Origin of the sequence: Almyronema sp. (genome assembly GCF_052168255.1) — a bacterium.
Classification (GTDB): domain Bacteria; phylum Cyanobacteriota; class Cyanobacteriia; order Phormidesmidales; family Phormidesmidaceae; genus Sphaerothrix; species Sphaerothrix epifaneia.
Genome location: NZ_JBQLZL010000060.1, coordinates 13508 through 26485, shown reverse-complemented (window position 1 = coordinate 26485; position 12978 = coordinate 13508). Strand labels below are relative to the sequence as shown.

General features: G+C 50.9%; 9 protein-coding genes. 5 read left to right on the top strand and 4 right to left on the bottom strand.

Annotated features, from left to right (window positions below; genetic code table 11):
• The first annotated feature begins 201 nt into the window (after nucleotides 1-201).
• Nucleotides 202-603 carry a response regulator gene (locus ACTS3T_RS13275; protein WP_462935142.1) on the top strand — a complete coding sequence of 134 codons (402 nt, stop codon included), beginning with the start codon at nucleotides 202-204 and terminating at the stop codon, nucleotides 601-603.
• Between the two features lie 213 nt (nucleotides 604-816).
• Here the strand turns inward: ACTS3T_RS13275 and ACTS3T_RS13270 are convergent, their stop codons facing one another.
• Nucleotides 817-1665, bottom strand: coding sequence for a tetratricopeptide repeat protein (locus tag ACTS3T_RS13270; protein ID WP_462935141.1), 849 nt, complete (start codon nucleotides 1663-1665; stop codon nucleotides 817-819).
• A 403-nt stretch (nucleotides 1666-2068) separates the two neighbouring features.
• Between ACTS3T_RS13270 and ACTS3T_RS13265 the strand changes: the two genes are divergently transcribed.
• On the top strand, nucleotides 2069-4906 hold the full coding sequence (locus ACTS3T_RS13265; protein ID WP_462935140.1) for a PAS domain-containing sensor histidine kinase: 2838 nt from the start codon (nucleotides 2069-2071) through the stop codon (nucleotides 4904-4906).
• Here ACTS3T_RS13265 and queG read toward each other — a convergent pair.
• Nucleotides 4903-5856: a tRNA epoxyqueuosine(34) reductase QueG gene (queG, locus tag ACTS3T_RS13260; RefSeq protein ID WP_462935139.1), complete on the bottom strand. Its 954-nt coding sequence runs from the start codon at nucleotides 5854-5856 to the stop codon at nucleotides 4903-4905. The genes ACTS3T_RS13265 and queG overlap by 4 nt on opposite strands.
• 53 nt (nucleotides 5857-5909) lie before the next feature.
• Here queG and ACTS3T_RS13255 point away from each other — a divergent pair, with 53 nt between their 5' ends.
• Together ACTS3T_RS13255 and ACTS3T_RS13250 are read left to right on the top strand one after the other, a co-directional pair.
• Nucleotides 5910-7313, top strand: coding sequence for a glycoside hydrolase 100 family protein (locus ACTS3T_RS13255; protein WP_462935138.1), 1404 nt, complete (start codon nucleotides 5910-5912; stop codon nucleotides 7311-7313).
• Between the two features lie 237 nt (nucleotides 7314-7550).
• Entirely contained in the window at nucleotides 7551-8492 is a 942-nt protein-coding gene (locus tag ACTS3T_RS13250; RefSeq protein ID WP_462935137.1) for an alkaline phosphatase family protein, read from the top strand.
• Here ACTS3T_RS13250 and ACTS3T_RS13245 read toward each other — a convergent pair.
• Both ACTS3T_RS13245 and murJ read right to left on the bottom strand, forming a co-directional pair.
• A complete protein-coding gene (locus ACTS3T_RS13245; RefSeq protein WP_462935136.1) occupies nucleotides 8428-9558 on the bottom strand; it encodes a hybrid sensor histidine kinase/response regulator in 1131 nt (376 codons plus the stop codon). The genes ACTS3T_RS13250 and ACTS3T_RS13245 overlap by 65 nt on opposite strands.
• A gap of 137 nt (nucleotides 9559-9695) precedes the next feature.
• A complete protein-coding gene (gene murJ, locus ACTS3T_RS13240; RefSeq protein ID WP_462935135.1) occupies nucleotides 9696-11312 on the bottom strand; it encodes a murein biosynthesis integral membrane protein MurJ in 1617 nt (538 codons plus the stop codon).
• A gap of 497 nt (nucleotides 11313-11809) precedes the next feature.
• Here murJ and ACTS3T_RS13235 point away from each other — a divergent pair, with 497 nt between their 5' ends.
• Nucleotides 11810-12931: a hypothetical protein gene (locus ACTS3T_RS13235; protein WP_462935134.1), complete on the top strand. Its 1122-nt coding sequence runs from the start codon at nucleotides 11810-11812 to the stop codon at nucleotides 12929-12931.
• Nucleotides 12932-12978 lie beyond the last annotated feature (47 nt).

Genomic DNA, 12978 nt, shown 5'->3' with positions numbered 1-12978 from the left:
TGCTGTAACTTATATGCAGAGCAGAAAAGTGATAATACTCAATGCGCAAGCTAAGGCTTAACTTCACAACTGGTTCTGCTGTAGGGCGTCTATCTCAGTACTACCCAGGGTAGGAAAAAAACCTTCAGGGGTACTTGAACAAATCCATTCATGCTGTTTTTACCTGCTTGACCTTTCCTAAATCTTTGACCTCAAGGCTCTATGAAAACTGTTCTGATTGTGGAAGATGACATGATTAATGCCCGTGTCTTTTCCAAAATTTTGACCAAGCGTGGCGGGCTAGCAGTGAAGCACACCGAAAATGTGGAAGAGGTGATGCAAATTGCCCATAATCAGGAAGCCGATATTATCTTGATGGATGTCTCGCTAGCGCACAGCGTATATCAGGGCAAGCCTGTAGACGGTATTACCATTACGCAAATGCTGAAGTCTAATCCAGCGACAGCAAAGCTGCCAGTCATTTTGGTCACGGCTCATGCGATGGATGGCGATCGCGAAAACTTCTTGCAGCAAAGCGGAGCAGATGGTTATATCTCCAAACCTGTGGTCGATCACCAAAAATTTGTAGATGATATTTTAGCTCTGCTGCCCACCGAAGACTAACTGAAGCTTTTAGGGATAAGTACACTTGTACGACTAGAACTGAAATTTAGCAAGCCTAATTTTCAAGGTACGGCTTTAGCGCTGTCAAGTTTTCTGTGGATTAAGCGTTAGCGCCAACTAGTTAACCGCTTTGCAGATTGAGCGGCGGGCTGACTCAACCAATCTCAAAGCTCAGCCCTGAAAACCCTATGATTGCAAGGCTTTTTCCTGTTTTTATAGCTGTGCAATTAAAGCTTGCATCGCAGGGGTGGCAAAAAACTGCTGAGTGGCGCTTAGCAACTGCTCACCCCAAAGATTTTCTTCCAAAAAGCTAATATCCGCGTAGCGACTATCCCGCTCTAGGGCTTCAGTGGCTAGATTGATGGCGGTTTCTCGTTGCCCCTGGTTGTAGAGGGTAACGGCGATCGCCAGTTGAGGTTCAGATTCACCTGCAGCAATGGCTAGCGCGTCTTGCCACTGCTCAATAGCGTCTTCTGGGCGACCCATTTCGTAGAGAACCAGACCAATGTTGTTGATCGCAGGCCAAAATTCTGCTTCTTGGGCAGCGGCTTGCTCATAGCTGGTAATCGCTTTGTCATAACGATTGAGCTTGTAGTATGCGTTGCCCAAGTCAAAAAGAGCGCCAGCGTTATCCGGCTCGATCGCCAGACCCGATTCAATATACTCAACCGCTTGCAGGTAACGAGATTCTTGAAAATAAGCCGTACCGAGGGCAAAGAGAACGGCGGCGTTGTCGGGTGCTAAGGTTTGCGCTGTTTCTAGGGCGTTGATGGCCTTTTCAGGCTGATCTGACTGTAAGTAAAGCGTCCCTAGCAACCCCCAGATATCCGCTTCACCAGGGGCTAACTGAACGGCGAGCTGCGCTCTAGATAGAGCTGCTTGATACTGCTGAAATTGGGCGAGTTGGGCTGCCTCTTGAGCCAGGAGTAGCCCCTCTTGCTGGAGCTGTTCAAAGTCTAGCGGTAGCGTATAAGGCACAAGTGCTTGGGAGATGGCTGGCTTGGGAGAAATGAAGAAACCAGCGGCAACCAGACAGGAGACTAGAGAAATACGCTTTAGCACAGATTCAGCAACTCAAATTAACGCACTTGCAGCTAGCATAGCTCATCGTCAACGTTTTGCTGGTATTTTGCTAGGGGCAAGCCTCTGGGTGGGGCTGAACAATGGGTATCCTGGGTTCTGAGTTTGCGTAAATTAGCTCAGACGGGTTTCTGCAATATCCCGTATGTCTCAGACGGCTTTTCTCGGCAAGCTCAACAGGGGTTAGACAGTTTAATCGCCGTTGTGATGCGGGTTTAAACCAAATTTAAATAGACTAAAAAACGGCAGTTCAACGGTTGAAGACAAAGGGGCAAACGATAGATGCTAGGACGATAGCGATTGGTACAGCGATCGCATTAGAGATTGCTTTGGCTAAACTGCTGCTGTTTGCGGGTTGTTTCGTTGCCGATAGTAGGCACTTACTATGAATTCAGATGAAACTGCAAAGCCATTTGTTGGGGCTTACTGGCGTCAGATTGCCAAAGCTGTAGAGCACGCTAGCGACGGTATCATCATTACTGACAAAGACGGCAACTTTGTTTACGCCAACCCGGCTTGGATCAACTTGTTTGGCTATAGTCTGGCGGCGCTGGAAACTGCAGGCGGGGCGGAGGTGTTGTATGAAGACACACAGCAGCTACAAACCATTCGCGAAACGGTTTCTCAGCAGGGAAACTGGTCTGGAGAAGCGCTAATGCGCAACCACCAAGGCGATCGCCGGGTGGTTTTGGTCAAAGTCGATACCATCCACAACGAAGCCCAGGAACTCGTGGGTTATGTTGGTTTGCACACTGACATCACCGCCGAACGGCAGGCGCAGCAGGAGCGTGACCGTTTGTTACAGCGCTTGTCTACTCAAAACCAAAATTTGGAAACTTTGATTCAGGAGAGAACGCTGCGGCTACAGCAGCAGGCTCGCACCTTAAATACGATTTTAGAATCGTCTCCTGATCATATTTACTGTGTCGATCGCCAATATCGGTTTTTGTATGCAGCCCGCCCAGGGGCAGGCAGTATGGGCTTGCAGCCAGGAGATATGATTGGCCGCACCTGTAGCGAAGTGGGTTTACCTCAGCGACTGGTGATCCAGCTCGAACGGCAGATTAAAGAGGTGTTTGCCACCCGCCAACCGGGTATTTATCAAACGACAGTGGCTACCGTAAAAGGTAATCGCGTTTTTGAATATGCGCTGAGTCCTATCATTACTGAAAACGCCGATGTTGAGGCCGTTGTCATCAATGCCCGCGATATTACTGAATGTCAGCGCAACCAGGCCGTTCTAGAAGCGTTAGTCGAAGAAACAGCTAGCACAGTGGGCGAAGCTTTTTTCCCAGCTTTGGTGCGGCATCTGGCTCAAACCTTGGGGGTGCAATATGCCACCGTCACTGAACAAGTACGTGCCAACCAGCTAGAAACGATTGCCGTTTGGGCTAATGACGGCGCTACACACACCGTTAGCGGCGCTACAGCGAATACCCCCGATGCGATCGCCCTACAGCAGGGAATCTACTGCTGTCCAGAGCGTATTCAGCGGCAATTTCCTCAGTGTCAGCCGCTACAGCAACTCGGTGCCGTGAGCTATTTTGCGGTAGCGCTGGTGGATCGTATGGGGCAGTCCATCGGGCTGCTCAGCGTAATTGATGACAAACCCTTTCAGTATTCAGAAGCAGTTGAAAAAATACTGCGAATCTTTGCGGCTCGTGCTAGCGCTGAGCTAGAGCGCCAGCGGATGACCCAAGCCCTGCGCGCTAGTGAGGAAAACTTTCGCACTATTTTTCAGCAGGCAGCGGTTGGCATGTGCCGGGTTGATGCCGACGGCTACTTCGTCCAGGTGAATCAACGCCTGTGTAGCATTTTGGGGTATGCAGAAGCTGAACTGTTGCAGATGTCGTTTGACCAGATTACGCATCCAGAAGACAGTAGCTTGGGGCTTGATCTGCACGAGCGGTTGAAGGCTGGGGTGATTTCTACCTTTACCCTAGAAAAGCGCTATTTGCACAAAACGGGTAAGACGGTATGGGTCAATTTGAGTGTTTCTGCCCTTTGTAGCACTTCTGAGGCGGCGTTTTATTCTTTGGCAGTTGTTGAGGATATTACGGCTCGTAAACAGGCTGAGGCTCAGCTACGCCGTAGTGAAGCCAGGTTCAAGCGAATTGCTGCCAACGTTCCTGGTGCCATTTATCAGTTTATTTTGTCTGCCGATGGCCAGCAACAGATTCCCTATATCAGCAGTCGGGTGCAAGAGATTCTTGAACTTGAACCCGAGATGATTCAGCAAGAGGCGGCGGTTTTGTGGGATCGGGTTCATCCCGAAGATCGCATTTTGCTAGAGGAATCAATTGCTGTGTCCGCTCGGCGGCTGATGCGCTGGTCTTGGGAAGGCCGTTTTGTCTCGGCTTCTGGCGGTATCGTTTGGGTTAAAGGGATTGCCGAGCCGGAACGCCAAGCGGATGGTTCAACCCTGTGGGACGGTTTGCTAATCGACATTAGCCGCCGCCGCCGCGCTGAAGAAGAAATTCAAAAGGCGATCGCTAAAGAACGGGAACTCAATGAACTCAAGTCGCGTTTTATTGCAACAACCTCCCACGAGTTTCGCACGCCGCTGGCGGTGATTTCTTCTTCGGCAGGGATTCTTAGAGACTTCAGCGATCGCCTAGATGAAGCCAAAAAGCAAAAGCACTTCGACACAATTCAAACCTACGTTCGTCACACAACCCAGCTTCTAGATGATCTTTTGTTTATCAATCAGGCGGGGACGAATCAGCTACCGTTTAAGCCGATAGCTTTAGATTTATTGAGCTGGTGTCGTCAGTTGGTCGAGAAAATGCAGTTAGATGCGCCCCAGCATCAGTTGCGTTTGACGATTAGCCGCACGGCTACCCGGTTAGCTGAAGGCGTTTATTTAGACGAACACTTACTGGAGCGTATTTTGACTAACCTGATTTCTAATAGTGTCAAATACTCGCCCGTCTCCTCGCAAATTGAAGTCAAGCTAGACTTACAAATCGATCAGATTCACTTTAGCGTCACCGATAACGGCCCAGGCATTTTGGAAAAAGACCGGGCTTATCTGTTTGAACCTTTTTATCGAGGATACAAAGTCGCCCATATTCCGGGCATAGGTTTAGGGCTTTCGATCGCTAAGCAGTGTGTAGAACTCCATCGGGGGCGTATTAGCTTTGAAAGCCAGGTAGGTCACGGCACAACTTTTTACTTTTCGCTGCCGCTTTCTCCGTTAGAGACGGCTGTACCGTTAAGCTAGCGGTTGGCGCGGGCGTTGCGGCGCAGCATGGCAGGCTTAATGCGACGGAGGGCAGAGGCGGGAAAGCGCTGATGCCAGTCTTCGTCGGTGAGGTTGGCTAGTTCGTCTAAAGTGGGCGAAATGTTCCAAGGATAGGGCTGAAAGTCTTCAACGTCTGTTGGTTGAGCAAAGCGCTGGTTCCAGGGGCAAACATCTTGGCAGATGTCACAGCCAGCTACCCAGCCGTTGAGATTTTGGGCGATCGCCGCGGGTAGTTCTTCGGCGCGATTTTCAATTGTGTGATAAGCAATGCAGCGATTGGCGTCTACAATGCCCGCTGAACGGATAGCCTGGGTCGGACAAGCGTCTAAGCAGCGGGTGCAGGTGCCGCAGTGGGCTGTATGGGGGCGATCGCTCGGCAGCACCAACGGCGTTAGAATTTCGCCTAAAAACACCCAGGAACCGTATTCGCGGGTGATGACGTTGCCATTTTTGGCGATCCAGCCAATCCCGGCTTGCTGCGCCCAAAACTTGTCTTGTACAGGGCCAGTATCGGCGTAGTAACGAATTTGTTCTGTACGGGTTTGATCCTGCAGCCACTGAACCAAAGCTTTGAGCTTTCGGTGCAAAACGCGGTGATAGTCGCGACCCCAGCCATAGCGAGAAATTTTGGCAAATTGAGGCTTGTCAGGCCGTTGGTGCGGGGTGTAGTAGTTGAGGGCTACACAAATCAGCGATCGCGCTTCTGGCATCACTTGGCGAATATTTTGGCGTTTGGGATTTTCCATCCAGGTCATATCCGCCTGGTAGCCTTGCTGGAGCCAGTGCTGGAGCCAGTGCTGAGTGGTGGCTTCGGCGGCGGGCAAGCTTTGATCCGCTTGCAGCGGCGCTACGGCGGCAATGCCGATTTTGTCAAAACCTAGCGCCAACGCCTTTTCTTCTAGAGCGGCACGGGTTATCTCAGACGGCATAGGCAAGCTTTAGGCTAATTAAAGGCAACGTATCTCTAGCGTATCTTTGATCTATGCAAAACCTTGATACTCTGCTGCAATCCGCGCGATCGCTGCTCTATGACCGGGCACTTGTCAGCTACCAAGGGCGCTCAATTGGGGCGGTGGCTGCGGTTTCTAAACAGGCCAGTCAGTTTCATGATGACCTGAACTACGGCGAAATTTTTGTGCGCGATAACGTGCCCGTCATGGTCTATCTATTGCTAGATGGGCGCTCTGAGATTGTGCGCCATTTTTTGGAATGCTGTATTGGGCTGCAGGCATCGGTTGGGCCATCGTGCGGTGTTTTTCCCAACAGTTTTTGTGAGCAGCAGGGGCAGTTGGTGGCTGATTACGGGCAGCGGGCAATTGGGCGTGTTTGCGCCTTTGACGCTAGCTTGTGGGTACCCATTTTGGCGTGGATGTACGAGCAGCAGACGCGCGATCGCACGTGGGTCAGCCAGCCAGAAGTGCAGTCAGCCTTGAAGCGTTTTTTAGCGCTGGTTTTACGACCTCATTTTCGCCCAACGCCTGTGTTGGAGGTTCCAGACGGGGCTTTTATGATTGATCGCCCGCTGGATGTTTGGGGTAGCCCACTGGAAATTCAAGTGCTGCTGTACGGCGCTTTGCGAAGCACCGCTGCGCTATTGCAGTTAGGCAGTGCCGATTTAGCCGCCGACGAGAGTTGGGTGATCGCCGCCCAAGAGCGGGCTAAGCGACTGCGGCAATATTTACTCAAGTACTACTGGATCACATCACGGACTATCCAAAAAGCCCGCCAGCAGCCTACCGAACAGTATGGCGATCGCATTGCTAACGAGTACAATGTCTATCCTGAAGTCATCCCCGCTTGGCTGCAAGACTGGCTAGGCGATCGCGGTGGCTACTTGATGGGCAATGTTCGCACCGGGCGACCCGATTTTCGCTTTTTTACCCTAGGAAACTGTTTGGCTGCTTTGTTTGGCATCTTGACCGAGCAGCAGCAGGCTCACCTGTTTCAGCTTATGGTGCAAAATCAACAGGAATTAGTTGGGCAAATGCCGCTGCGGATTTGTCATCCGCCGCTGACGGGGGCTGAATGGCAAATTTTGACTGGTTTTGACCCTAAAAACCGTCCAGGCTGCTATCACAACGGCGGCCACTGGCCTTGTTTGACCTGGTTTTGGGCGATCGCCTTTCGCTGCTATCAAAGTCAGGCAAAAGCTTTAGATCCGGATTTAGAAGTGGCCTGTCAACATGTTCTACAAAACTGCTACAGCCGTTTGCAATTGCTTCCTCAACAAAAGTGGGCCGAATATTTTGACGGCCCCAGCGGACGTTGGGTAGGGCAACAGTCACGCAATTACCAAACCTGGACATTTGTGGGCTTTTTGTTAACTCACTACTGCTTAGAGGCTAACGCCCCCAATGTGCAGATTATGCGTTTGCCAGAAAATTGAAATTGAAATAGATCTGTTGCCACCAGGGTTGAAACCCTTAAATTGCCGAACATCGCTGGCAGAAAAGCTTTTTGCCTTCTGCCCTCAGCCTTCTACCTTTGGTTGCCGTGAGCGATCGCTGCCGACAGCCGCTCAGCCCTAAGGGGGATTGATCCTGAGCAAATTTGACGCTATGAAAGCAGAAAGGCTGAAAAATTTAGCCATCCTTTGGCGATCGCTGCCTGAATTCCATTCGCTATGACGCTAGCCTCAACCCCTCGATTTATTTTTTTGTTTCTAGATGGCGTGGGGTTAGGCTCAGCCCAGCCGCAAAATCCGCTAGCCGCGCCTGAGGCGATGCCCTGGTTAACGGCTTTGTTAGGCCAGCCGTTGATTAACGAGGTAGAGCTTAGTCAACCCCGACGGCTATGCAAAGCGATTGATGCCTGTCTGGGGGTGCCAGGATTACCGCAAAGTGCTACTGGGCAAACGGCGCTTTACACAGGGCTTAATGCCGCGCAGTTTTTAGGACGACATTTAACCGCGTTTCCGGGGGGATCGCTGCGGCAGTTGATTGAGACTAACGGCCTGTTTAAGCAGGTCAAACAGTTGGGTGGAACGGTCGCCCATGCCAATCTATATTCACCCGCTTATTTTGAGGCGATCGCCCAACGACGGCTGCGCTATTCGGTGGGAACGTTGCTAAGCTTGACGGCTGAAGTACCTTTTCGCCTACAGCCTGATTACGAACAAGGTGCTGCAATCTTTTGGGATATCACTGGCGAGTTGGCTCACCATCGGGGCATTACAGCCCCACCGATCACGGCTGGCGAAGCGGGGCGACGGTTGGCTCGTTTGGCCGATCAGTATCAGCTCTCTCTATTTGAGTGCTACCTGACCGATTTTGTCGGCCATGCTCAAGCTTGGCTGCCCGCCTTAGAGGTTTTGCAGCGAGTCGATACATTTTTGGCCAGTTTAATTCAGACCATTTCTGCAGAAGTGACGTTAATCGTCAGCAGCGACCACGGTAACTTGGAGGATCTCTCCACTCGGAGTCATACGCGTAATCCGGTACCGCTGCTCGTCATTGGGCCACTTGCGGCTGCCTTCGGTGATGTGCAGGCCATTACTGAGATTACGCCTCGGATGGTGTCTCTGCTTCAGCGATCGCAGCGCTCAGAATCGGCAGTTTCACCCTAACGCTAATGTCGCTCTCAGGCGTGCTGGTAATGGTTAAGCTGCCGCCCTGTAATTCAGCCAACCTTTGGGCGATCGCCAGCCCCAACCCTAAGCCTTGCTGTTCGTAGTGGGCGCGATCAAACTGATGATAAGCGCTGATTTCCGCAATTTGAGTCGCAGTCATCCCGCGTCCCTGATTAGTAACTGTCAAAATTAGCCAGTTTGGCTCACTTTGGCAATGGATCTCAACGCGATCGCCAACTGCCGAAAACTTGAAAGCGTTTTCGGTTAACTCCTCAGTGATTTTGCTCAAACTAAATTGGCTACACACTAGCTCATCAATATCCGGCAAAATCAGCTCCAAGTCGGCTAAGCGATCCGCTTTCTCAGCTTGCTGCTGGGCTGGTAAAGCCACCAGTTGAGACACGGCACAGGGTTGAACCTGTAGCATTTTGGGTACTTGGGGGCTACTGACCAAACTGTTAAGTCGGCCATAGAGCAAAAATTTGTCAATCAGTTGTTCTAAACGCGCTGCCGAAGTCAAAATACAGTCGGCAATTTCAGCCACCTCAGCCGGATCTTGAGCGATCGCGCTCATTTTGAGCAGTTGGGCAAACCCGGTAATCCCGTGTAAAGGGGTTCGCAGTTCATGGGGCAAAGTCGCTGACAAACTATGGCGTAACGTATCTAATGCTTGCTGGGAAAAAGTTTGTAGGGCAGTTTGTTTTTCGAGCCGTGCCTTGAGAGCCTGAATGAGTTCACTAGGCGTAAATGGCTTGGTGAGGTAGTCGTCAGCCCCTAACTCCATACCTTTGCGCTGATGTACTTTTTCAGTTTGAGCTGACAAAAAAATAAAAGGCGTCATCGCCGTTGCCGGATATTGCCGAATGGCTTGCAAAACTTCGTAGCCCGTCATTTGGGGCATGGCAATATCGCACAAAATCAAGTCGGGGCGCTGAGTACGGGCGATGTGAATCCCTGCCTGACCGCTAGCTGCCGTCACAACTTTGAACCCCACTGCCGTCAAAATGTCAGTGGTGATTTCTCGGGCTGTAATCTGATCGTCAATGACAAGAACAGTGGTCATGAATGGGAGGGCAACAGTGCGATGGTCACGGGCAGCGGCGATGCCTTGGCGGTAAAGAAAGGTGAAACGGCCATTGGCTGAGATGTTTGCGCAAACGGCTAATGGGGTACACCTCATATTTTGACGGTCAGATGAGCTTAACGAGACAAAAAGCGCTGTTTTAAGCGGTTAGCCAGCAAGTCGGCTTCAGGGATTTTTAGCAGAGTTACCCCAGCCAAAAAGCTGCCCAACCCCAGACAGCTCGCGATCGCAAGCTGCAATAGCTGCACCCCAATGCCTTCTGTTCCCAACCAGCTTTCTAGACCGTAGCGCGTACCCCAGCAAATTACCCCAGCAATAGCGCTGCACCCGATCAGACCCAAAATTGGACGAGCCCATGCCAGCCAGGGTAAGCCGTTCAAGCGTCGATCGAGCAAAACGAGCATCAGCAGCATTGAAACAATGTTGACCCCCACCGTAGCCAGGACTAAACCGGGTGCCCCTAGCCAGTTGATCAAAAGGTAGTCTAGCAAGGCATTTAGGAAGATATTAAACAGGCTGATGCGAAAAGGGGTTTCCCCATCTCCTAAGGCATAAAATACCCGCACTAAAACATCGCGCCCCAAGTAAACAAACATGCCAATGCCATACGCCACCAGTAAAGACGTAACAACCTCAGAAGCCGTTTGGTCAAAAGCACCGCGCTCGTAGACAACTCTAACTATCGGCAACGCCAGCGTTATGATCAAAGCGCTGAGCGGCAGCATCGTCAGCGCCGTAAACAGCAGTCCTTGGCGAATGCGACTTTTTAGCTCAGGCCAGTTTTCAGGAGCTGCAAGACGAGCAAAAATCGGCAAAAACGGCACCAAAATGACGTTAGAAATAATGCCTAAAGGGGTTTGTACCAGCAAGTTGGCGTAACCCAACGCAGCCGCAGTTTGGGGCAGATAAGAAGCAAAAAACAGATCCGTATAGACATTGATCTGCATCATGCCTGAAGAAAACGTCGCTGGCCCCAGAATCTTCAGAACGTCTGCGACACCGGGTTCGTGAATATTGAAGCGCAGCCTCAGCGTTCCCAAGCCTGAGCGCCACAGGGCGGGTACCTGCACCAACCACTGCAACACGGCACCCGCTAGGGTTCCAATTGCCAGCACCGAACCGCCTAACACAGCATACTGGGGCGCGGTCATGTCGCTACCCAACGAGAGCGCCAAAAGCCCCAGCCCGACTAACACCGTCACGCTGGAAAACAGCGGACTAATTGAAGGCAGCCAGTACTGATCGGCGGCGTTCAGCGTGCCAAAGCCAATGCCAATCAGCCCAGCAAAAAACGCCATCGGAGCCATAATGCGTAGCTGTTGGACGGCGATCGCCCTGGCTTGTAACCCGACGGTAGTTTCACTCAAACCACGAGCGAGTAAGTCTATCAGCGGCCCAGCAAAAAGAATAATGAGAACAGTAATGACCAGTAAGGCCATACCGATGAGGGTTGTAATCGTTTCAACCAACGGCGCAATCTCTGCTTTTTTGCGCTTAGCGACAACGCTGACAATAGCACTGTGAAAGGGGCCATTAATGCCGCCTAGCAGCACCAGCAAAAAGCCAGGAATCACATAGGCAAAGTTGTAAGCATCCGCTACTGGCCCAACGGCAAAAGCGGCTGCAATTCCCTGCTGGCGTAGCAAACCAAAAACTTTACTGACCAGCGTGGCGATCGCTACAATTCCGGCGATACCAGCGAGTGAACGGGCAGGCTTAGAAGGCTCTGACACAGAGATCACAATTTGTAACAAGGACTAATCCATTTAAGCGTGAATTGAGTCCATCACACGCATCGGTTAGGTGGGTTCGCCTAGTTGGGCGGCGCGGTGTCTCTGCGGGCTGTCATGAGCGATAGCTGTAGCCACCTGCGTTATACCGATTCTTCAAAAGAAAGGTACAGAGGAGAATGACGAAACGTATGCAGAGCAAAGACTGTTCAATTCAAAGTCGAAAATCCAAAATCGAGAATTGATATTAAGCCACTTCCATAGCTGCAAGCTGCTAACAGAAAAGCTTTCCTTTTGTCCTTGGCCCTTGCCCTTCTATCTTGAGCAATAGCTTGGCAATCAACGCGATTGACTAGAGCTTGCTAAGATCTCAAAAAACAGCCTTCTAGAGCAGAACGGTTCACGCCCAGCCGTATCCTCAACAGCGCCTTTGAAGATTAACAGCGATCGCCTAACTGACTGAGAGCCTGACTGCGGGCGAAGCTGTCGGAGAGAAACCCATGACCCATGAGATGTCTCGGTGGCTTAAACGTAGACTGGCTGGATTACGCCAATTGATCCAGCTAGCAATCGACGACATTTCTGGTCAAACTCGGCGGCACTATCAAAAATTGCGTCGCCAGCTAGAGACTTTGCAGACTCGAGTTGAAAAACTGCAAACTTTGAACTCTCGGCTGAAGCGACAAAACAGCACGCTAACCCAACAAAATCAGGCTTTAACCCGTCGCCTAGAAAGCTTCCAGCAAGTTGCTACCGAAAACCAACACCTCAACCAGCAAATTCAGCAGCTAACGACAGCACAAGCGGCTTCACAGCGTACGATAGCCGATCTTCAGCTAGCCAACAGCAGCCTAGAGAACGAAATTCAAACCCTCTTACAGCAAGCCGACGCCGAAACCCAGCAGCTAGCTCAACAAAACCAAGCACTCATAACCGAACGCGATCGCTTACAGCGTCTGATTGATTCAGAAATTCAGTTGTTGAAAAAGCGCAATCAGCAGCTCATTAAAGAGCGAGATGACTTGCAACTTCAGGTTTTAGAACAAGAAGAGCATATTGATGAGCTTTTGGCGGAAAGGCAGATCGACCATGCGATCAACTCCGAAATCCAACAAATTCAGAAACGTAATCAACAGCTAGCCCGCGAGCGAGATGACTTGCAGCTCAAGGTTTGGGAACAAGAACAGCAAATCAACGAACTGTTAGCCTATATCGCTCAAACAGAAGAAGACCTCGACTCAGAAGATGCAGCCGACTTGCCGCTAATCGAAACGGCTGATGTTGTAGACTTATCCACGCTCACTTTGGCGTTAGTGGGGGGGCATGAAGCCACGCGCCGAGGCGTGATTGAAGCTTTATCTACCGAACATGGTTTAAAGCATTGGGTGGAAGTGCCGCCTTTTAGCAACATCAGTGCCGGACGCAGCAAGGTCAAAGCTAAAATTCAGTCTTGCGACTTGATTGTCATGATCACGGGCTATATGAGCCACAAGCTGACTAAAAATGTCTATGGTCTTAAAGAATCAGGAGCTTTGACAGGTGAGATTGTGCCGCTGAGCTGTCGGGGTAAAAGTGGGGTTATCCGTGAAGTGTTGAAGTATGTGGCACAAAGAAAGGCTTGATTGAGCAACCCAAATGTTTAGCGCTTAGTCGTTTCAGGTCGCTACTT